Source organism: Cupriavidus gilardii (genome assembly GCF_017598945.1).
GTDB classification, from domain to species: Bacteria; Pseudomonadota; Gammaproteobacteria; order Burkholderiales; family Burkholderiaceae; genus Cupriavidus; species Cupriavidus gilardii_E.
Genome location: NZ_JAGFTW010000038.1, coordinates 122,275 through 144,006, shown reverse-complemented (window position 1 = coordinate 144,006; position 21,732 = coordinate 122,275). Strand labels below are relative to the sequence as shown.

Here is a 21,732-nt window from a genome sequence, read left to right as displayed (position 1 = left end):
TAGCAAGTCGGAACCACCCCTTCCCATCCCGAACAGGACCGTGAAACGACTTCGCGCCGATGATAGTGCGGACTACCCGTGTGAAAGTAGGTCATCGCCAGGCTCTCCTTTGAAAACGCCCCAGATCTCCCAAGGTCTGGGGCGTTTTGCTTTGCGGCGGCGGCAAGCGCATCTCCGCCTCGGCCAAGCCAGGTTGCTGAACCTGCTATTCGGGCGGCTCCTGAGGCGTTTCAAGGCGTTCCGCGGCCGCCTATAGGGTGAGAGGACATCGTTTCCGGTGTCCGCGAAGATGGTTCGCCACGGGCCCCCGCAGCCCGTTTCCGCCGACGATCGAACAAGCCGATTTCCTGGCAAAACAGAGGGAAAGCGCTTGACAGGCGGGGGCGATTACACCATAATCGCAAGTTCTCTGCGGAGAGGTGCCCGAGTGGCTAAAGGGGGCAGACTGTAAATCTGTTGGCTTACGCCTACGTTGGTTCGAATCCAACCCTCTCCACCAGAATGCAATGCAGCAGCAGTCCGGCAATGTCGGTGAAGTGAAGTAACCCGGGCGGGTGTAGCTCAATGGTAGAGCAGAAGCCTTCCAAGCTTACGACGAGGGTTCGATTCCCTTCACCCGCTCCAGCAGGATTGCTGCACGGCAGTCATCAAGTTTCGCCCATGTGGCTCAGTGGTAGAGCACTCCCTTGGTAAGGGAGAGGTCGGCAGTTCGATCCTGCCCATGGGCACCAAATACCGCACTGGCAATATCGCTACCGAGACAGGAGTCGCGAAATGGCAAAGGAAAAGTTCGAGCGGACTAAGCCGCACGTGAACGTTGGTACGATTGGTCACGTTGACCACGGCAAGACGACGCTGACGGCGGCGATTGCGACGGTGCTGGCTGCGAAGTTCGGCGGTGCCGCGAAGAAGTACGACGAAATCGATGCGGCGCCGGAAGAGAAGGCACGCGGTATTACCATCAACACCGCGCACGTCGAGTACGAGACGGCCAACCGCCACTACGCGCACGTTGACTGCCCGGGCCACGCCGACTACGTCAAGAACATGATCACCGGTGCCGCCCAGATGGACGGCGCGATCCTGGTGTGCTCGGCCGCTGACGGCCCGATGCCGCAGACGCGCGAGCACATCCTGCTGGCCCGTCAGGTCGGCGTGCCGTACATCATCGTGTTCCTGAACAAGTGCGACATGGTGGACGACGCCGAGCTGCTCGAGCTGGTGGAAATGGAAGTGCGCGAGCTGCTCTCGAAGTACGAGTTCCCCGGCGACGACACCCCGATCATCAAGGGTTCGGCCAAGCTGGCGCTCGAAGGCGACAAGGGCGAGCTGGGCGAAGTGGCGATCATGAACCTGGCCGAAGCGCTGGACACCTACATCCCGACGCCGGAGCGCGCCGTGGACGGCACGTTCCTGATGCCGGTCGAAGACGTGTTCTCGATCTCGGGCCGCGGTACCGTGGTGACCGGCCGTATCGAGCGTGGCGTGATCAAGGTCGGCGAGGAAATCGAAATCGTCGGTATCCGCCCGACGGTCAAGACCACCTGCACCGGCGTGGAAATGTTCCGCAAGCTGCTGGACCAGGGCCAGGCTGGCGACAACGTCGGTCTGCTGCTGCGCGGCACCAAGCGTGAAGACGTCGAGCGCGGCCAGGTGCTGTGCAAGCCGGGTTCGATCAAGCCGCACACGCACTTCACCGGCGAGGTGTACATCCTGTCGAAGGACGAAGGCGGCCGTCACACCCCGTTCTTCAACAACTACCGTCCGCAGTTCTATTTCCGTACGACCGACGTGACCGGCTCGATCGAGCTGCCGAAGGACAAGGAAATGGTCATGCCGGGCGACAACGTGTCGATCACCGTCAAGCTGATCGCCCCGATCGCGATGGAAGAAGGCCTGCGCTTCGCCATCCGTGAAGGCGGCCGCACCGTCGGCGCCGGCGTCGTCGCCAAGATCCTGGACTAAGCAGTCACGACAGCAAACGCGGCACCAACCGGCCGCGTTTGCCGCCAGTGGGGTTGGCTCCAGCCGACCCCAAAGTTGTTTTAGGGGTATAGCTCAACTGGCAGAGCGTCGGTCTCCAAAACCGAAGGTTGGGGGTTCGATTCCCTCTGCCCCTGCCAATTCAATCAGCCGCGTCGGGCGGATCCACAGAGGATCCATCGTGACGCGGCTTAGTCTCGTTTGCGAAACATGGCCAATCCCAACGTCGAAACCGTCAACACCTCCAGTGGCAAGTGGCTGCTGGGCGTGGCCGTGCTGCTCGTGGTGGCCGGCGTGATCGGTTTCTACGCGCTGGCGCAGCAGCCTGCCTACGTGCGCGGCGCCGCGCTGTTCGCGGGTATCGCGCTCGGCGTGATCGTCGCGCTGGTGTCCGCACCGGGCAAGGAATTCGTGGGATTCGCCAGGGAATCGTACCGGGAAGTCCGCAAGGTGGTGTGGCCGACCCGCAAGGAAGCCGGACAGATGACGGGCCTGGTGTTCGTCTTCGTGGTCATCATGGCGCTGTTCTTGTGGTCTGCCGACAAACTGATCGAGTGGGTGATCTTCTCCCTCGTGCTGGGCTGGAAATAAGGGGAAGGACATGACGGACGACGCAACGCAGGAAACCACGCCTACGCAGCCGCCTTCGAAGAAGCGCTGGTATGTGGTCCACGCATACTCCGGCATGGAGAAAAGCGTGCAGCGCGCCTTGCAGGAACGCATCGAGCGCGCGGAGATGCAGGACAAGTTCGGACGCATTCTGGTGCCGTCCGAGGAAGTGATCGAAATGAAGGGCGGTCAGCGTTCGGTGACCGAGCGGCGCTTCTTCCCGGGCTATGTGCTCGTGGAAATGGAGATGACAGATGAAACGTGGCACCTGGTGAAGAACACCAGCAAGGTCACCGGCTTCGTCGGCGGCGCGCGCAATCGTCCGAGTCCGATTTCCCAGAAGGAAGTCGACAAGATCATGACGCAGATGCAGGAAGGCGTCGAAAAGCCGCGGCCCAAGACGCTGTTCGAAGTGGGCGAAATGGTGCGCGTCAAGGACGGCCCGTTCACCGACTTCAACGGCAACGTGGAAGAGGTCAACTACGAGAAGTCGCGCCTGCGCGTCTCGGTGACCATCTTCGGCCGCGCCACCCCGGTCGAACTCGAGTTCGGCCAGGTCGAGAAGGTCTGATCGATCTGCTCGCTACAGGATTCGCAGCGTCGCACCGCTTTTGGCGGTGCGGCCGGCGACGCCCCGCAAGGGGCACAAGAGGAGCGTGAGGCCAGGTCCGCCCAAGGCGGCCGGCGACAGCGCGTTACGACTCAACAGGACTGACTGCCGAACTTGCAGCGGTCCGGATTGGAGTAAAGATGGCCAAGAAGATTATTGGCTTTATCAAGCTGCAGATCCCGGCTGGTAAAGCGAACCCCTCCCCGCCCGTGGGCCCGGCACTGGGTCAGCGCGGCCTGAACATCATGGAGTTCTGCAAGGCGTTCAACGCGCAGACCCAGGGCATGGAACCCGGCCTGCCGGTGCCGGTGGTGATCACCGCCTACGCCGACAAGAGCTTCACCTTCGTGATGAAGTCGCCGCCGGCCACCGTGCTGATCAAGAAGGCTGCCGGCATCACCAAGGGTTCGGCCAAGCCGCACACCGACAAGGTTGGCAAGATCACCCGCGCCCAGGCTGAAGACATCGCCAAGGCCAAGAACGCCGACCTGACCGCCGCCGATCTGGACGCGGCAGTGCGCACCATCGCCGGCTCGGCCCGCTCGATGGGTATCACCGTGGAGGGTCTGTAAATGGCTAAGGTTTCGAAGCGCGTAGCGGCCAACAAGGCCAAGATCGAGCGCACCAAGTTCTACCCGATCGACGAGGCGCTGGGCCTGGTCAAGGAATGCGCGTCGGCCAAGTTCGACGAGTCGATCGACGTCGCCGTGCAGCTGGGCATCGACGCCAAGAAGTCGGACCAGGTGGTCCGTGGCTCGGTGGTGCTGCCCGCCGGTACCGGCAAGTCGGTCCGCGTGGCGGTGTTCGCCCAGGGCGAGAAGGCTGAAGCGGCCAAGGCCGCCGGTGCCGACGTGGTCGGCATGGAAGACCTCGCCGAGCAAGTCAAGGCCGGCAACCTGAACTTCGACGTCGTGATCGCTTCGCCGGACACGATGCGTATCGTCGGTACGCTGGGCCAGATCCTCGGTCCGCGCGGCCTGATGCCGAACCCGAAGGTCGGTACCGTGACGCCGGACGTGGCTCAGGCGGTCAAGAACGCCAAGGCCGGTCAGGTTCAGTTCCGTGTCGACAAGGCCGGCATCATCCACGCGACCATCGGCCGCCGTTCGTTCGAGGACGCCGCGCTCAAGAGCAACCTGTCGGCGCTGATCGACGCGCTGGTCAAGGCCAAGCCGGCCACCAGCAAGGGCGTCTACCTGCGCAAGATCGCGGTCTCCTCGACCATGGGCGTGGGCGTTCGCGTCGACCAGACCTCGCTGGCCGCCTAAGCGGCTGGCAATACGCTGGCCACACGTTGGTCAGTCAGCCGACCGGACCCGATAACACCGGTCGGCCAGGCATTCGAAGGTTCCGGCCCTGCGCCGGGACCGGCCCGCCAAGGCGGGCCAGAGAAAGGCTTTGGGCAGTGGTGCCGGCGCCAGCCGCCGGTCCCGCTGGTTATCAAAGACCGCTGGCGGTCATGTTTGCGCGCAAGCCAGGGCATGGCCTTAATCGGTGGGACCGTACACGGCAACAAGGTGACGGCAGCCTGCCCGCCAGCGTAGATGGCGAACCCGAAGGTTGGAATGGTCCGGGGCGAGATCCCCGGGTGATTCGGGCCAATCGGACGCCGTTCGTTTGGACTGATGCAAGGTCCTCCGTCGCCGGAGCACCGCGCATCGTTTTGGAGCTTAACCGTGCCACTCAATATTGAAGATAAGAAGGCCGTCGTTGCTGAGGTGTCGGCGCAAGTCGCCAAAGCCCAGACCATCGTCGTGGCCGAATATCGCGGCATCACGGTTGGCGATCTGACCAGGCTGCGTGCCACCGCCCGCGAGCAAGGCGTCTACCTGCGCGTTCTGAAGAACACGCTGGCTCGCCGCGCCGTGGAAGGTACGCCGTTTGCCGCGCTCGCGGAGCAATTGACCGGCCCGCTGATCTACGGAATTTCCGAAGACGCAGTGGCCTCGGCCAAGGTTCTGAACGACTTCGCCAAGACCAACGACAAGCTGGTCCTGCGCGCCGGGTCGTTCGACGGCAAGGTGCTCGACGTCAACGCCGTCAAGGCGCTGGCCTCGATCCCGAGCCGCGACCAACTGATTGCTCAGCTGCTTGGCGTCATGCAAGCGCCGGTGTCGGGCTTTGCCCGCCTGCTGGCCGCGCTGGCCGAGAAGAAGAGCGAAGGTGCCCCCGCCGAGGAAGGCGCCGCGGCCTAAGGCCAGGCTCGTCCCGATCGCAATACCGATACCGAATCAAATCTAGGAGTATTTCCAAATGGCAATCACCAAAGACGACATCCTCGAAGCCGTTGGCGCGATGTCCGTGATGGAACTGAACGACCTGGTCAAGGCGTTCGAAGAGAAGTTTGGCGTGTCCGCCGCCGCGATGGCCGTGGCTGCTGCCCCGGGCGCTGCGGGTGCCGCTGCCGCCGAAGAGAAGACCGAGTTCAACGTTGTGCTGGCTGAAGTCGGCGCGAACAAGGTCGGCGTCATCAAGGCCGTTCGCGAAATCACCGGCCTGGGCCTGAAGGAAGCCAAGGACCTGGTCGATGGCGCACCGAAGCCCGTCAAGGAAGGCGTGGACAAGGCTACCGCCGACGACGCCAAGAAGAAGCTGGAAGACGCCGGCGCGAAGGTCGAAATCAAGTAAGCAGTTTTCGCGTGCCCTCCGGCACGCGAATGGGGCTGGCAAAGGGGAAATCCCGGCGCCAGCCTTTTTGCGCTTCTGTGATTGTGTTTTATCGGACACTCACTGGCGCAAGAAGTGATGCATTGCCTACTCGGCTCCCGGGTGAAACTCGGGGCCGCAGCAGAGGCCAAACATCAGTGGCACACTAAGCGGTTGCTGCTGATGTTTGTCTTCTGAACCGACTGCAGAAGACAAGTTTGGTCGGGTGTTCCCCGAACTGGCGCGCGTGGATGATGGCGCCGGTTCGCAGCGTGCGGACACCGTCAGCCAGAGGTTGGTAGCGGCCAACCGCCAAATCCCCTCCCAGTCGCTGAACACCTCAGGCGCCGGTCAGGTCCAGCCAGCCCTGCGATGATTCGGAGATCCCATGGCGTACAGCTTCACCGAAAAGAAGCGCATTCGCAAAAGCTTTGCGAAGCGCGCGACGGTTCACCAGGTTCCATTCCTGCTAGCCACCCAGATCGAATCGTACACCCAGTTCTTGCAAGCGGATACGCCACCCGCGCGTCGCAAGAACGAAGGCCTGCAAGCCGCCTTCAACGCAATTTTCCCCATCGTCTCCCATAACGGGCTCGCCCGTATGGAGTTCGTGTCGTACCACCTGTCCAACCCGCCGTTCGACGTCAAGGAATGTCAACAGCGTGGCCTGACGTTCCATTCGGCCCTGCGCGCCAAGGTTCGCCTGATCATCAACGATCGCGAGAACCCGGGCAAGGTCAAGGAAGTGAAGGAGCAGGAAGTCTACATGGGCGAGATTCCGCTCATGACCTCGACCGGCTCGTTCGTGATCAACGGCACCGAGCGCGTGATCGTCTCGCAGCTGCACCGTTCGCCGGGCGTGTTCTTCGAGCACGACAAGGGCAAGACGCACAGCTCGGGCAAGCTGCTGTTCTCGGCACGGATCATTCCGTACCGCGGCTCGTGGCTGGACTTCGAGTTCGACCCGAAGGACATCCTGTATTTCCGCGTCGACCGCCGCCGCAAGATGCCGGTGACGATCCTGCTCAAGTCGATCGGCCTGACCCCGGAACAGATCCTCGCGCACTTCTTCGTGTTCGACAACTTCACGCTGCAGGCCGAAGGCGCGCAGCTGGAGTTCGTGCCCGAGCGCCTGCGCGGCGAAGTCGCGCGCTTCGACATCGCCGACAAGAACGGCCGTGTCGTGGTCGAGAAGGACAAGCGGATCAACGCCAAGCACATCCGTGACCTGGAGTCCGCCGGCACCAAGCTGATCAGCGTGCCGGAAGACTATCTGCTGGGCCGCGTGCTGGCCAAGAACATCATCGACCCGGATACCGGCGAGGTGATCGCCAACGCCAACGACGAACTGACCGAAACGCTGCTCGAATCGCTGCGCGAAGCCGGCGTCAAGCAGATCCAGACGCTGTACACCAACGATCTGGACCAGGGTCCGTACATCTCGCAGACCCTGCGCACCGACGACACCGCCGACCAGACCGCGGCCCGTATCGCGATCTACCGGATGATGCGCCCGGGCGAGCCGCCCACCGAGGACGCCGTCGAAGCGCTGTTCCAGCGCCTGTTCTACAGCGAAGAGTCGTACGACCTGTCGCGCGTGGGCCGCATGAAGGTCAACAGCCGCCTGGGCCGCCCGAGCGGCGAGGGCAGCATGGTGCTGCAGGACGAGGACATCCTCGAGACCATCAAGATCCTGGTCAACCTGCGCAACGGCAAGGGCGAAGTCGACGACATCGATCACCTGGGCAACCGTCGCGTGCGTTGCGTCGGCGAGCTGGCCGAGAACCAGTTCCGCGCCGGCCTGTCGCGCGTGGAGCGTGCCGTCAAGGAACGTCTGGGCCAGGCCGAGACCGAGAACCTGATGCCGCACGACCTGATCAACTCGAAGCCGATCTCGTCGGCGATCCGCGAGTTCTTCGGTTCGTCGCAGCTGTCGCAGTTCATGGACCAGACCAACCCGCTGTCCGAGATCACGCACAAGCGTCGCGTGTCCGCTCTGGGCCCGGGCGGTCTGACGCGCGAACGCGCGGGCTTCGAAGTGCGCGACGTGCACCCGACCCACTATGGCCGCGTGTGCCCGATCGAAACGCCGGAAGGTCCGAACATCGGTCTGATCAACTCGCTGGCGCTGTACGCCCGCCTGAACGAATACGGCTTCCTCGAGACGCCGTACCGCAAGGTCGAGAACGGCAAGCTGACCGATCAGGTCGACTACCTGTCGGCGATCGAGGAAGGCAAGTACGTGGTGGCGCAGGCCAACGCGACGGTCGATGCCGAAGGCAACCTGATCGACGAGCTGGTGTCGGCGCGTGAAGGCAGCGAGCGCGAGACCCGCATGGTCACGCCGGACCGCGTGCAGTACATCGACGTGGCGCCGTCGCAGATCGTGTCGGCCGCCGCGTCGCTGGTGCCGTTCCTCGAGCACGATGACGCGAACCGTGCACTGATGGGCGCGAACATGCAGCGTCAGGCCGTGCCTTGCCTGCGTCCGGACAAGCCGCTGGTCGGCACCGGCATCGAGCGCACCGTCGCGGTCGACTCGGGCACCGCCGTGCAGGCGACCCGTGGCGGCGTGGTCGACTATGTCGACGCGAACCGTATCGTGATCCGCGTCAACGACGACGAAGCCGTGGCCGGCGAAGTCGGCGTGGACATCTACAACCTGATCAAGTACACGCGTTCGAACCAGAACACGAACATCAACCAGCGTCCGATGGTCAAGGTGGGCGACCACGTGGCCCGCGGCGACGTGATCGCCGATGGCGCCTCGACCGACCTGGGCGAGCTCGCGCTCGGCCAGAACATGCTGGTCGCGTTCATGCCCTGGAACGGCTACAACTTCGAAGACTCGATCCTGATCTCGGAACGCGTCGTTGCCGAAGACCGCTACACCTCGATCCACATCGAGGAGCTGTCGGTCGTCGCCCGCGACACCAAGCTCGGACCCGAGGAAATCACGCGCGACATCTCGAACCTGGCAGAAGCCCAACTGGCCCGCCTGGACGAGTCCGGCATCACCTACATCGGTGCCGAGGTCGAGGCCGGCGACGTGCTGGTCGGCAAGGTCACGCCCAAGGGCGAGACCCAGCTGACGCCGGAAGAGAAGCTGCTGCGCGCGATCTTCGGCGAGAAGGCGTCCGACGTGAAGGACACCTCGCTGCGCGTGCCCTCGGGCATGAGCGGCATCGTGATCGACGTGCAGGTCTTCACCCGTGAAGGCGTGACCCGCGACAAGCGCGCCCAGTCGATCATCGACGACGAACTGAAGCGCTACCGCCTGGACCTGAACGACCAGCTGCGTATCGTCGAGGGCGATGCGTTCCAGCGTCTGGAGCGCCTGCTGATCGACAAGACCGTCAATGGCGGTCCGAAGAAGCTGGCCAAGGGTGCGAAGCTGACCAAGGAGTACCTGGACGATCTGGACAAGTACCACTGGTTCGACATCCGTCCGGCCGACGAGGAAGTCGCGGCCCAGCTCGAAGCGGTCAAGGAAGCGATCGAGCAGAAGCGCCACGAGTTCGACCTGGCCTTCGAGGAAAAGCGCAAGAAGCTGACCCAGGGCGACGAGCTGCCCCCGGGCGTCATCAAGATGGTCAAGGTCTACCTGGCCGTCAAGCGCCGCCTGCAGCCTGGCGACAAGATGGCCGGCCGTCACGGCAACAAGGGTGTGGTGTCGAAGATCGTGCCGATCGAGGACATGCCCTACATGGCCGACGGCACGCCTGCCGACATCGTGCTGAACCCGCTCGGCGTGCCGTCGCGGATGAACGTGGGTCAGATTCTCGAGACCCACCTGGGCTGGGCCGCGCGCGGTCTGGGCCAGCGCATCGGCGACATGCTCAAGGCACAGGCCAAGGCGCAGGAGCTGCGTGCTCTGCTCGCTCAGATCTACAACGAGAGCGGCAAGGCCGAAGACCTCGACAGCCTGTCCGATGCCGAAGTGCTGGAGCTGGCGAACAACCTGAAGAAGGGCGTGCCCTTCGCGACCCCGGTGTTCGACGGCGCGCATGAGGCCGAAATCCGCCGCATGCTGGATCTGGCCTATCCGGACGAAGTCGCCAAGGAGAAGGGCCTGACCGCATCGAAGCAGCAGGTCACGCTGTACGACGGCCGCACCGGCGAGGCGTTCGAGCGTCCGGTCACGCTGGGTGTGATGCACATGCTGAAGCTGCATCACCTGGTCGACGACAAGATGCACGCGCGTTCGACCGGCCCGTACTCGCTCGTCACCCAGCAGCCGCTGGGCGGCAAGGCGCAGTTCGGCGGCCAGCGTTTCGGCGAGATGGAAGTGTGGGCGCTGGAAGCGTACGGCGCCTCCTACGTGCTGCAGGAAATGCTGACGGTCAAGTCCGACGACGTGAACGGCCGTACCAAGGTGTACGAAAACATCGTCAAGGGCGAGCACTCGATCGATGCCGGCATGCCGGAGTCGTTCAACGTGCTGGTGAAGGAAATCCGCTCGCTGGGTATCGATATCGACCTGGATCGCTACTGATCTTCGAGCGAAACGGAGGCGGCACGAAGCCGTCTCCGGCGGATTTCCCACAGGATGAATGCCGGCGGCCCGATACCTCGGGCCGGCGGCGAAACAAGGAGTTGCAATGAAAGCATTGCTCGATCTCTTTAAGCAGGTTCAGCAGGAAGAGCAGTTCGACGCGATCAAGATCGGCCTGGCCTCGCCGGAAAAGATCCGCTCGTGGTCGTACGGCGAAGTCAAGAAGCCGGAAACCATCAACTACCGGACCTTCAAGCCCGAGCGCGACGGTCTGTTCTGCGCCAAGATCTTCGGTCCGATCAAGGACTACGAGTGCCTGTGCGGCAAGTACAAGCGCCTGAAGCACCGTGGCGTGATCTGCGAGAAGTGCGGCGTCGAGGTGACGCTGGCGAAGGTGCGCCGCGAGCGCATGGGCCATATCGAACTGGCCGCGCCGACCGCGCACATCTGGTTCCTGAAGTCGCTGCCGTCGCGTCTGGGCATGGTGCTCGACATGACGCTGCGCGACATCGAGCGCGTGCTGTATTTCGAAGCGTTCGTGGTGCTCGAGCCCGGCATGACCCCGCTCAAGAAGAGCCAGATCATGTCCGAGGACGACTACATCGCGAAGTGCGAGGAGTACGGCGAGGGCGAATTCGTCGCGATGATGGGTGCCGAGGGCATCCGTGAGCTGCTGCGCGGTATCGACATCGAGAAGCAGATCGAACAGATCCGCGCCGAGCTGCAGGCCACCGGTTCCGAAGCCAAGATCAAGAAGTACGCCAAGCGCCTGAAGGTGCTCGAGGCCTTCCAGCGTTCGGGCATCAAGCCCGAGTGGATGATCCTCGAGGTGCTGCCGGTGCTGCCGCCCGAGCTGCGTCCGCTGGTGCCGCTGGACGGCGGCCGCTTCGCGACCTCGGACCTGAACGACCTGTATCGCCGCGTGATCAACCGCAACAACCGGTTGAAGCGCCTGCTCGAGCTGAAGGCCCCCGAAATCATCGTGCGCAACGAAAAGCGCATGCTGCAGGAAGCGGTCGACTCGCTGCTGGACAACGGCCGTCGCGGCAAGGCGATGACCGGCGCCAACAAGCGTCCGCTGAAGTCGCTGGCCGAGATGATCAAGGGCAAGGGCGGCCGTTTCCGTCAGAACCTGCTGGGCAAGCGCGTCGACTACTCGGGCCGTTCGGTCATCGTGGTCGGCCCGACGCTGAAGCTGCACCAGTGCGGTCTGCCCAAGCTGATGGCGCTGGAGCTGTTCAAGCCCTTCATCTTCCACAAGCTGGAAACGATGGGCATCGCCACCACCATCAAGGCGGCCAAGAAGGAAGTCGAAAGCCAGACCCCGGTCGTGTGGGACATCCTGGAAGAGGTGATCCGCGAGCACCCGGTGATGCTGAACCGCGCGCCGACGCTGCACCGCCTGGGCATCCAGGCCTTCGAACCGGTGCTGATCGAAGGCAAGGCGATCCAGCTGCATCCGCTCGTCTGCGCGGCGTTCAACGCCGACTTCGACGGCGACCAGATGGCCGTTCACGTGCCGCTGTCGCTGGAAGCGCAGATGGAAGCCCGCACGCTGATGCTGGCCTCGAACAACGTGCTGTTCCCGGCCAACGGCGATCCGTCGATCGTGCCGTCGCAGGACGTGGTGCTGGGCCTGTACTACACCACTCGCGACAAGATCAACGGCAAGGGCGAGGGCATGACCTTCGCCGACGTCAGCGAGGTGATCCGCGCCTACGAGAACAAGGAAGTCGAACTGGCTTCCCGCGTGAACGTGCGCATCACCGAGTATGAGCTGGTCGACAAGGACGCCGAGGGCGACGCGCGCTTCGCGCCCAAGATCACGCTGCAGGCCACCACGGTCGGCCGTGCGATCCTGTCCGAGATCCTGCCCAAGGGCCTGCCCTTCTCGGTGCTGAACAAGCCGCTGAAGAAGAAGGAAATCTCGCGCCTGATCAACACCGCGTTCCGCAAGTGCGGTCTGCGCGAGACGGTGATCTTCGCCGACAAGCTGCTGCAGTCGGGCTTCCGCCTGGCGACGCGCGCCGGTATCTCGATCGCGATCGACGACATGCTGGTGCCGCCGCAGAAGGAAAAGATCATCGCCGACGCCGCGGCCAAGGTGAAGGAATACGACAAGCAGTACATGTCGGGTCTGGTGACGGACCAGGAGCGCTACAACAACGTCGTGGACATCTGGGGCGCCGCCGGCGACCAGGTGGGCAAGGCGATGATGGAGCAGCTGCAGCACGAGGACGTGGTCGACCGCAACGGCAACACCGTCAAGCAGGAGTCGTTCAACTCCATCTACATGATGGCCGACTCGGGTGCGCGGGGTTCCGCGGCGCAGATCCGTCAGCTGGCCGGTATGCGCGGCCTGATGGCCAAGCCGGACGGCTCGATCATCGAGACGCCGATTACCGCGAACTTCCGCGAAGGCCTGAACGTTCTGCAGTACTTCATCTCGACCCACGGTGCGCGTAAGGGCCTGGCCGATACCGCGCTGAAGACCGCGAACTCGGGTTACCTGACCCGTCGTCTGGTCGACGTGACGCAGGATCTGGTGGTGGTCGAGGAGGATTGCGGCACCACCAACGGCGTCGCGATGAAGGCGCTGGTCGAAGGCGGTGAAGTCATCGAAGCGCTGCGCGACCGTATTCTGGGCCGCGTGACGGTGTCGGACGTGGTCAACCCCGAGACGCAGGAAACGGCGATCGAGGCTGGCACGCTGCTGGACGAAGACCTGGTCGACCTGATCGACCAGATCGGCGTCGACGAGGTCAAGGTCCGTACCCCGCTGTCGTGCGACACGCGCTACGGCCTGTGCGCCAAGTGCTATGGCCGCGACCTCGGCCGCGGCTCCCTGGTCAATACCGGCGAGGCGGTCGGCGTGATCGCCGCGCAGTCGATCGGCGAGCCGGGCACGCAGCTGACGATGCGTACGTTCCACATCGGCGGTGCGGCATCGCGTGCGGCGGTCGCCTCGAGCGTCGAAGCGAAGGCCACCGGTACGGTGCGCTTCACCGCGACGATGCGCTACGTGACCAACGCCAAGGGCGAACTGATCGTGATCTCGCGTTCGGGCGAGGCGCTGATCACCGACGACCACGGCCGCGAGCGCGAGCGCCACAAGATCCCGTACGGCGCCACGCTGCTGGTGCAGGACGGTCAGGCGATCAAGGCGGGCACGCAACTGGCGACCTGGGACGCGCTGACGCGCCCGATCGTGTCGGAGTACTCGGGCACGATCAAGTTCGAGAACGTCGAGGAAGGCGTGACCGTCGCCAAGCAGATGGACGAGGTCACCGGTCTGTCGACGCTGGTCGTGATCGACGCCAAGCGCCGTACGGCTGCCACCAAGGGCCTGCGCCCGCAGGTGAAGCTGCTCGACGCCAACGGCCAGGAAGTCAAGATTCCGGGCACGGACCACTCCGTGACCATCGGCTTCCAGGTCGGCGCGCTGATCACCGTCAAGGACGGTCAGCAGGTGCACGTCGGTGAAGTGCTGGCGCGTATCCCGACCGAGTCGCAGAAGACCCGCGACATTACCGGTGGTCTGCCGCGCGTGGCCGAGCTGTTCGAAGCGCGTTCGCCGAAGGACGCCGCCGTGCTGGCGGAAGTCACCGGTACCGTGTCGTTCGGCAAGGACACCAAGGGCAAGCAGCGTCTGGTCATCACCGACCTCGACGGCAATGCGCACGAGTTCCTGATCGCCAAGGAAAAGCAGGTGCTGGTCCACGACGGTCAGGTGGTGAACAAGGGCGAGATGATCGTCGAGGGTCCGGCGGATCCGCACGACATCCTGCGCCTGAAGGGCATCGAGGAGCTGGCGCACTACATCGTCGACGAAGTGCAGGACGTCTACCGTCTGCAGGGCGTGAAGATCAACGACAAGCACATCGAAGTGATCGTGCGTCAGATGCTGCGCCGCGTGCAGATCGTCGATGTCGGCGACACCAAGTTCATCCCGGGTGAACAGGTGGAGCGCTCGGAGCTGCTGGACGAAAACGACCGCGTGATCGCGGAAGGCAAGCGTCCGGCCACCTACGAGAACCTGCTGCTCGGTATCACGAAGGCGTCGCTGTCGACCGACAGCTTCATCTCGGCGGCATCGTTCCAGGAAACGACGCGCGTGCTGACCGAGGCCGCGATCATGGGCAAGACCGACGACCTGCGCGGTCTGAAGGAAAACGTGATCGTGGGTCGTCTGATCCCGGCCGGTACGGGCCTGGCCTACCACCGCGCCCGCAAGGCGCGCGAGGCGGCCGAGCGCGAACGCGCCCAGGCGATCTCCGAAGAAGAGCAGTCGCTCTTCATGGAGCCGTCGGAGGTGCATGCCACCACCGAGAACGGCGGGGACAACCCGGCGGTCTGAGGTTCGATGCAGTAAAAACGTTGTAACGCTGTAACGACAAAGCCCGGTGCGAGAGATCGCACCGGGCTTTTTTTTGCGCAGACGCCTCTGCAGGCACTGCAAACACATGGGCCATTTGCACAAGGCATGGGTCCGGCGACGTCCTAACCTGCGACGACATCGACCGCCGGAGACTCACTATGCTTGCTCGTCTTTATGGCCGGATTTCCGGCTGGTTGCCCAACGGTTGGCAACCGGCCACGCCGGCAGAGGCTCCCGCGAAGGGCGCCGCCGTACCCACGCCCGGCACCGACGGCATCTCGCGGATAACGGCAGGGCCGGACCCCCTGCATTCACCATGGCGGGAATCCGTCTTCGGCATATTCGCCGGCGCACCCAACGACGTGCTGGCCCGCATCGTGGACTATGTCGATCCGCAGGATTTCATCTGCTGGGGATCGACCTGCCGCCACGCACGCGCGGTCCTGCGCCCCCATCAGCTTTGGTGCAGCCTGCCGCGTGTGCTGGATGCCGTCGTGTCGCTGCAGACGTTGCGCATTGCAGTCGACCAGATCGAACAATGGCGGCCGCCACGCGCGCATCACTGGATAGCGCAATTGACCACGCGCCTGCGGTGGATGGAGCCGGGCACCTGGCTTGCCGCCATGCAGCTGCTGCTCGACGCCACACTGCGTCTGCCGCCCAGCCGGCGGGGCGAGCCGCTATACGCGCTCGCCACCGCGCTCGCCACCGCGCGCGCCAACGCGCTTCGCATCCCTGCCCTCGAATTGCTCGATACGCGCGAACCGGATTTCGAGCAGCAGCTCTATCGTGCCATTCGGTCGCTGGCGGACATCGACGATGCGCGCGCCATGCGTGCGTTTGCCATGCTGCTTCGGCATGGGTCCTACGCCCACCTCCGTTCCAGGAGCCCGGAAGCATGGGTCGCCGAGATCGCGGCGCTTCCTGAAGCGTGGCGCGCTTCGGCACTGGCAGCACTGCAGGCGCGAACCGACAACCATGTCTTCGGCCGGCAACAACCGGCGTGGTCCCGCAGGCTGGAACTGGCGCTGACGATGCCCGCCGACGATCGCGATCTCGCCCTGGTGGCATTGGCCGTGCCAAATGCGTGCACGAGTGAGACGATGGCCGTGCAGCGGTTTGACGCCATGCTGCCCATCGCTGCGTCGCTGCCGCTGGATGGGCGCGCAGGGTTGTATGCCGCCCTGGCGTGCTTGTGCATGGTGTTGCCGCGGGAGCGCCAGGCGGTCGGTTGGTCGCGCCTGATGGATTTGACCGAGGCGCTTCCCGATCCGCATCGGGGAAAGGCCATCGTGCCGCTGTACGGCGCGATCGGCTGCATGCAAGGGCCCGAACAACAACCGTGCCTGGGCAGGATCGAAGCGTATCTGGCCGCTGCGATGCCTGCGATCTGGACCGAGCCCTTGGACGATGGCGTTGCCCCGGCCGGTGACGGCGAAGCACTGGCCGATTTACGCATCCACGTGCGCGGCACGGACATTCCAGTCAGTCTGCCCTGCGAATCGTCCGCAGCCTTGGCGAGGTTCCTGCACGCCCGGCGCGCCGCGGTGGAGGATCTTCCCATTGCACCGCTGCGCCGGGCGCAGATGCCGGCACGGCTGTTCGCGCGCGCCCTGCAAACGCGAGCGGCGCGGCTGCAAAACATGCGAGCCGTTGCGGGGATAGGTGGTTATTCGTTCGAGCTCGGCTCGTTCCATTGGGACCGGCTGCTCGCGAGTGCCAGCACGCTGCCGGAGGAGGTCCGAAGGGCGCCGCTCCGGACGCTGGCACAGGTCGCCGATCGCGCCTGGTCGCCGAGCGACTCCGTATGCGACGACGGCAGTCGCGCGGAGCTTTTCCCCATCCCGAGCGATGTCTTTGGCGCGGGCAGCACCACGGACGCGGTTCAGGGGTGGTGGAAAGTCAAGGCCGCCTCCCCGTCCGCAGACTGGATCGCGTTGACGGTCCAATGGCAGCGGGAGCCGGTCCCCAAGGAAATGTGGGAGTTTGGGTACCACCTGCTCTTGTCACGTGCAACGGGATGGCAGAAGACGGAGTTGCTGATCTGGCTTTGCAGGGCGTCCTCGCTTGTCTATCGTCCCGATCGTTGGACGCGTCTGTTCGACGCAGCGGGCTCGCTTCCGCCGTTGCATCGGTTGCGGGTCATGCAAAGCCTGGCAGGCGTATTTCCGCACAACGCGGGGGAAGGTGGGCTGTCTGCCTATCGGCAGCGCCTCGCGGCAGACATCGCTGCGATATACGGCGGCGGACAAGCAATGGCGGAGTAGCCCGGCTGCCCGCGCCTCACAAATCCGGTACGGGAGACGGGCGACATACCATCTGCGCTCAGACGTAGGGGCGGACAACAAGCGGCTTGCCGGCCGCGATGGCGTCAAGAAGGGGGGAGCCGGTTCGGCTTACAGATGCACCGTCGCGCGGCGTCCCGATTGTCTCCACGGGATACAGAGCCGACCGTCCCGGCGCCACACCGGACCAGGTCTCCCCAGTCGGCGGCTTCATCGCGCCGGACACCATCGTGGTGAGCCACCCTAGGCCCTCGATGTCCCATGCATTTCCGTTCTGGGCGAGCATGGCTTCGAAAGGCTCGCCGAATGTCTGCCTGCAGAGTTCGATTTGCGCATCCGACAAATGATAGGGATGGATCGTCTGGCCGCGCGCCTGCGCGACCATCATTGAAAACCGGGCCTTGCAAAGATCCAAGAACATGCCGGCCAACGGATCATTCGCATTCGACGCACGAGTATCGATCTGCAAGGCGGAGGACAACGGCAATCGCTCGGGGGAGGCGGGCAGTGCAGGAACGTAGCCGACAGCGGGGAACATGGTCATTGGCAACTCCAAGGAATGTCATCGCGAACCGTTTCGCGGGGTTTCGAAAAAGGGAGGGGCGCCCCGAAAATGGGTGGCCCCTCCCAGGCGGGCGTTACACGAACGCGCGAGCTGTGACACCAATCGTCGCCGTCGCCGTCGCCGAAGCCTCGTGGGCACCGGCCGACTGCGCCTGCTTGTCGATCGTCTTCTTGATCAACTCTGCCAGCGCGTTGTACTCGCGCGAACCCAGCTTCTGCCCGTGCTGCGCGAGGAACGCGTCCATCGGGACGCCGGCTGCCTTCAGCGATTTGATTTCGGAATCGCTGAGCGTTTCTCTTTCGTAGGTGCCGCTGGCCAGCGATCGCTTCGCCAGTTCTGCGGCTTTCTCGCGGTAAAGCTTTTCGTGCAGGAAAAGGTCCATGTCACCGGACTGGCCGATGGACGCGGCCGTATCGGTGGCGGCGACGGATTCAGACTGAAGCGCCGACAGCGCAAGCAGTTGGGCCTGGTATTGATGGTTGGAAATGGGGGAAATGGGCGAATTGGACATGGGATGACTCAAATGGTTGGATAAGCCGATAAAAAAACGCAACGATTGCGCGGGGCCATGGTGGCCGTGTCCCGATGCAAAGTCTTGCGCTTTCGGCAACCGATTTCGAGTTCTCGCATCGATGTTGGCGTCCAGCCCAAGCAACGTCTCGATTTCGCAAAACGAATTTGGCGGGGTGTGATAGGGCGAAGACCTGATGGAATGGGGCGCCGAGTTACGGCCGCGGTCCGTCGCCACGCTGGTCGTCACGATCGGCCACGCTCCGCACGCCGGCGCAGTGGTATGGTTACGCCTTTCGCGCCAACTGCCCTTTCCTGACCGCTGTGCCGTCGTCCATGTCGCCCGCCCTGACCATCCTCAAGGAGGTTTTCGGCTATCACGCCTTCCGTGGCAGTCAGGCCGAAATCATCGAACACGTGGCCGAGGGCGGCGATTGCCTGGTGCTGATGCCGACCGGCGGCGGCAAGTCGCTGTGCTACCAGATTCCGGCGCTGCTGCGCCAGCGCGCGGGCCACGGCGTCGGCATCGTGGTGTCGCCGCTGATCGCGCTGATGCAGGACCAGGTCGCGGCGCTGACCGAGGCGGGCGTGCGCGCCGCGGTGCTGAACTCCACGCTGACTGGCGCGGAGGCTTCGGCGGTCGAGCGCGACCTGCTGGCCGGGCGGCTGGAGATTCTCTACGTCGCGCCGGAGCGGCTGATGACGCCGCGCTTCCAGGATCTGCTCGATCGCACCCGCGTCGGCCTGTTCGCGATCGACGAAGCGCACTGCGTGTCGCAGTGGGGCCACGACTTCCGGCCGGAATACATCCAGCTGTCGGTGCTGCACGAGCGCTTCCCGCAGGTGCCGCGCATCGCGCTGACCGCGACCGCCGATGCCGTGACGCGGCAGGAGATCGTCGAACGCCTGGCCCTCGATGATGCGCGTGTCTTCCTGTCGAGCTTCGATCGTCCCAATATCCGCTATCGCATCGTCGAGAAGGACAACGCGCGCCAGCAGCTGCTGGCGTTTATCAAGGCCGAGCACATGGCCGCCGACGGCACGCATGACAGCGGCATCGTCTACTGCCTGTCGCGCCGCAAGGTCGAGGAGACCGCCGACTGGCTGCGCGGGCATGGCATCAACGCGCTGCCTTACCACGCCGGCATGGAGGCGGCGGTGCGTCAGCAGCATCAGGCGCGCTTCCGCGACGAGGAAGGGCTGGTGATGGTGGCCACCATCGCGTTCGGCATGGGCATCGACAAGCCGGACGTCCGCTTCGTCGCCCACCTGGACCTGCCCAAGAGCATGGAGGGCTATTACCAGGAGACCGGCCGGGCCGGCCGCGACGGCCTGCCCGCCAATGCCTGGATGGCCTATGGCCTGGGCGACGTGGTGCAGCAGAAGCGGATGATCGACGAGTCGGAAGCCGACGAAGCGCACAAGCGCGTGTCCTCGGCCAAGCTCGACGCTTTGCTGGGCCTGTGCGAGACCGCCGGTTGCCGGCGCGTGCGCATCCTCGCGTATTTCGGCGAGGCAAGCGAGCCCTGCGGCAACTGCGATACCTGCCTCGAGCCGCCCGCGACCTGGGATGGCACGCGCGAGGCGCAGATGGCGCTGTCGTGCGTCTACCGCACCGCGCAGGCCAGCCGCGTGCATTTCGGCGCCACCCATCTGATCGACGTGCTGCGCGGCAACGCCACCGAGAAGATCCGCCAGTGGGGCCACGACAAGGTGTCGACCTTCGGCATCGGGGCCGACCGGTCGGTGTCCGAATGGCATGCGATCTTCCGGCAGCTGATCGCGCACGGCCTGCTGGTGATCGACCATGGCGGGCACGGCGCCCTGCTGCTGGGCGAGTCGGCGCGCGCGGTGCTCAAGGGCGAGACCAGCATCACGCTGCGCCGCCAGGTCAGCAAGCCGGCTCGCGGCGAGCGCAGCAGCGCCGGGCGCGGCAATCGCGTCGACCACACCGCGCAGATGGACGAACAGGCGCTGGCCAACTGGGAAGCGCTGCGGCGCTGGCGCACGGACACCGCCCGCGAGCACGGCGTGCCGGCCTATGTGATCTTCCACGATGCAACGCTGGCCGAGCTGGCGCGCAGCGCGCCCGACAGCATGGCGGAGCTGGCCGAGGTGCCCGGTATCGGCGCGGCCAAGCTGGAACGCTACGGCGAAGAGTTGTTGGAAGTGCTTCAGAAGGCATAAGCAACGAGGGTCGCCTCCGCCGCCGAGCGCCAGGCCCCGGCCCCCCGTTCGCGGCGCCAACCTCGTACAGGTAAACCGCTTGACCGTTGATCGCTGCGCTGCTAGCATGCCGGATTCGAGTTTTTGGCTTCGGATTTCGCTCGCGCGTCGTTCGGTGGCACCCAGTGTGTCCGGCGACCGTCCCGGCAGACAGGTCATCCCTGACTTGGCCGGCCCAGCGGGATCCCAGGCGAGCTCGCGCTCTTTGGCAAGTCTGGTCGTTCACACAGTCCCGTCCCAGAGCGTTCTGCTCATCTGCTCCCGCCCAAAACCCGTCCTACCGTTTCGTCGATCGTCGTCGCGCTTGCGGGCGTGCCGCCGGTTCGTCGTCGAAGCGGTGTTTTTTTGTAAAACCAAGCTGGATTGAACAATGCCAACTATCAACCAACTGGTTCGCAAGCCGCGCGTCTCTGAAGTCATCAAGAGCAAGAGCCCGGCGCTTGAGAACTGCCCCCAACGCCGTGGCGTGTGCACCCGTGTGTACACCACCACGCCGAAGAAGCCGAACTCGGCACTGCGTAAGGTCGCCAAGGTGCGTCTGACCAACGGTTTCGAGGTCATCTCGTACATCGGCGGTGAAGGCCACAACCTGCAGGAACACTCGGTCGTGCTGATCCGCGGTGGTCGTGTCAAGGACTTGCCGGGTGTGCGTTACCACATCGTGCGCGGCTCGCTCGACCTGCAAGGCGTCAAGGACCGCAAGCAAGCGCGTTCGAAGTACGGCGCGAAGCGTCCGAAGGCTGCCTAAGGCTGCAACACAAGCGATGGCGGCTGGCGCGCAGCGTCATGTTGCTGTCAACAAGCGGCGGTACAACGGCCAATTTGCTGCGCCGTGCCGTCGAGTAAGTGGTCCACCCGGCGAATTTGCCGTGCCCCCTCGGGGCAGGAAGGCAAGCTAGTTGGTGGCCGGAGCGCGGAAGAGTCCGCACTCAACTGAATCCAAAGGAAAGAAGATGCCACGTCGTCGTGAAGTCCCCAAGCGGGAAATCCTGCCTGATCCGAAGTTCGGTAACGTCGAAGTTGCCAAGTTCATGAACGTGCTGATGCTGGACGGCAAGAAGTCGGTTGCCGAGCGTATCGTTTATGGCGCGTTCGACCAGATCGAAAAGAAGGCAGGCAAGGCCCCCATCGAAGTGTTCTCCGTTGCGATCAACAACGTGAAGCCGGTGGTGGAAGTGAAGAGCCGCCGCGTCGGTGGCGCCAACTATCAGGTTCCGGTCGAAGTCCGTCCGTCGCGTCGTTTGGCATTGGCGATGCGCTGGCTGCGTGAGGCCGCGAAGAAACGCAGCGAGAAGTCGATGGCGCTGCGCCTGGCAGGTGAGCTGCTCGAAGCCGCGGAAGGCCGTGGTGGCGCGATGAAGAAGCGCGACGAAGTGCACCGCATGGCCGAAGCCAACAAGGCGTTCTCGCACTTCCGCTTCTAAA

The 21,732-nt window shown here is 64.2% G+C and carries 15 protein-coding genes, 4 tRNA genes and 1 rRNA gene; 18 read left to right on the top strand and 2 right to left on the bottom strand.

From position 1 onward, the window contains the following. The 15 genes from rrf to J5T34_RS14350 form a co-directional block, all read left to right on the top strand. A 5S ribosomal RNA gene (rrf, locus tag J5T34_RS14420) occupies positions 1-103 on the top strand; the annotation flags it as partial. Between the two features lie 310 nt (positions 104-413). Beyond that, positions 414-499 (top strand) — tRNA-Tyr (locus J5T34_RS14415). A gap of 51 nt (positions 500-550) precedes the next feature. Then, positions 551-624: transfer RNA gene (locus tag J5T34_RS14410), tRNA-Gly, on the top strand. A gap of 32 nt (positions 625-656) precedes the next feature. Further along, positions 657-731: transfer RNA gene (locus J5T34_RS14405), tRNA-Thr, on the top strand. Positions 732-774: 43 nt separating this feature from the next. Continuing rightward, a complete protein-coding gene (gene tuf, locus J5T34_RS14400; protein ID WP_208580301.1) occupies positions 775-1,965 on the top strand; it encodes an elongation factor Tu in 1,191 nt (396 codons plus the stop codon). Between the two features lie 82 nt (positions 1,966-2,047). Beyond that, a tRNA-Trp gene (locus tag J5T34_RS14395) sits at positions 2,048-2,123 on the top strand. Positions 2,124-2,193: 70 nt separating this feature from the next. Next, positions 2,194-2,574: a preprotein translocase subunit SecE gene (secE, locus tag J5T34_RS14390; RefSeq protein ID WP_208580310.1), complete on the top strand. Its 381-nt coding sequence runs from the start codon at positions 2,194-2,196 to the stop codon at positions 2,572-2,574. A 10-nt stretch (positions 2,575-2,584) separates the two neighbouring features. Next, on the top strand, positions 2,585-3,163 hold the full coding sequence (gene nusG, locus J5T34_RS14385; RefSeq protein WP_174107801.1) for a transcription termination/antitermination protein NusG: 579 nt from the start codon (positions 2,585-2,587) through the stop codon (positions 3,161-3,163). Positions 3,164-3,342: 179 nt separating this feature from the next. Beyond that, positions 3,343-3,774 carry a 50S ribosomal protein L11 gene (gene rplK, locus J5T34_RS14380; RefSeq protein WP_053822688.1) on the top strand — a complete coding sequence of 144 codons (432 nt, stop codon included), beginning with the start codon at positions 3,343-3,345 and terminating at the stop codon, positions 3,772-3,774. Then, positions 3,775-4,470 carry a 50S ribosomal protein L1 gene (gene rplA / locus J5T34_RS14375; protein ID WP_208580309.1) on the top strand — a complete coding sequence of 232 codons (696 nt, stop codon included), beginning with the start codon at positions 3,775-3,777 and terminating at the stop codon, positions 4,468-4,470. Between the two features lie 408 nt (positions 4,471-4,878). Then, entirely contained in the window at positions 4,879-5,397 is a 519-nt protein-coding gene (gene rplJ / locus J5T34_RS14370; RefSeq protein WP_174107882.1) for a 50S ribosomal protein L10, read from the top strand. A 58-nt stretch (positions 5,398-5,455) separates the two neighbouring features. Then, positions 5,456-5,830 carry a 50S ribosomal protein L7/L12 gene (rplL, locus tag J5T34_RS14365; protein WP_174107803.1) on the top strand — a complete coding sequence of 125 codons (375 nt, stop codon included), beginning with the start codon at positions 5,456-5,458 and terminating at the stop codon, positions 5,828-5,830. A gap of 406 nt (positions 5,831-6,236) precedes the next feature. Continuing rightward, positions 6,237-10,343: a DNA-directed RNA polymerase subunit beta gene (rpoB, locus tag J5T34_RS14360; RefSeq protein ID WP_208580308.1), complete on the top strand. Its 4,107-nt coding sequence runs from the start codon at positions 6,237-6,239 to the stop codon at positions 10,341-10,343. A gap of 106 nt (positions 10,344-10,449) precedes the next feature. Then, positions 10,450-14,700, top strand: a complete 4,251-nt coding sequence (gene rpoC / locus J5T34_RS14355) for a DNA-directed RNA polymerase subunit beta' (protein ID WP_208580307.1) — start codon at positions 10,450-10,452, stop codon at positions 14,698-14,700. A 179-nt stretch (positions 14,701-14,879) separates the two neighbouring features. Continuing rightward, positions 14,880-16,988, top strand: a complete 2,109-nt coding sequence (locus J5T34_RS14350; protein WP_208580306.1) for a hypothetical protein — start codon at positions 14,880-14,882, stop codon at positions 16,986-16,988. Between the two features lie 58 nt (positions 16,989-17,046). On the opposite strand, the gene J5T34_RS14345 is transcribed toward J5T34_RS14350, so the two are convergent. Together J5T34_RS14345 and J5T34_RS14340 are read right to left on the bottom strand one after the other, a co-directional pair. Beyond that, the gene (locus J5T34_RS14345) at positions 17,047-17,550 is read right to left on the bottom strand and encodes a hypothetical protein (RefSeq protein WP_208580305.1); all 504 of its coding nucleotides are present in this window, start codon (positions 17,548-17,550) and stop codon (positions 17,047-17,049) included. 94 nt (positions 17,551-17,644) lie between these two features. After that, positions 17,645-18,331 carry a hypothetical protein gene (locus tag J5T34_RS14340; protein WP_208580304.1) on the bottom strand — a complete coding sequence of 229 codons (687 nt, stop codon included), beginning with the start codon at positions 18,329-18,331 and terminating at the stop codon, positions 17,645-17,647. A gap of 86 nt (positions 18,332-18,417) precedes the next feature. Here J5T34_RS14340 and recQ point away from each other — a divergent pair, with 86 nt between their 5' ends. From recQ to rpsG, 3 genes are all read left to right on the top strand, one after another. After that, the gene (gene recQ / locus J5T34_RS14335) at positions 18,418-20,268 is read left to right on the top strand and encodes a DNA helicase RecQ (protein WP_208580303.1); all 1,851 of its coding nucleotides are present in this window, start codon (positions 18,418-18,420) and stop codon (positions 20,266-20,268) included. 409 nt (positions 20,269-20,677) lie between these two features. Next, complete coding sequence (gene rpsL, locus J5T34_RS14330; protein WP_006576501.1) at positions 20,678-21,055, top strand: 30S ribosomal protein S12; 378 nt, start codon at positions 20,678-20,680, stop codon at positions 21,053-21,055. Positions 21,056-21,260: 205 nt separating this feature from the next. Beyond that, entirely contained in the window at positions 21,261-21,731 is a 471-nt protein-coding gene (gene rpsG, locus J5T34_RS14325; protein ID WP_006576502.1) for a 30S ribosomal protein S7, read from the top strand. The last annotated feature ends 1 nt before the right edge of the window (position 21,732 follow it).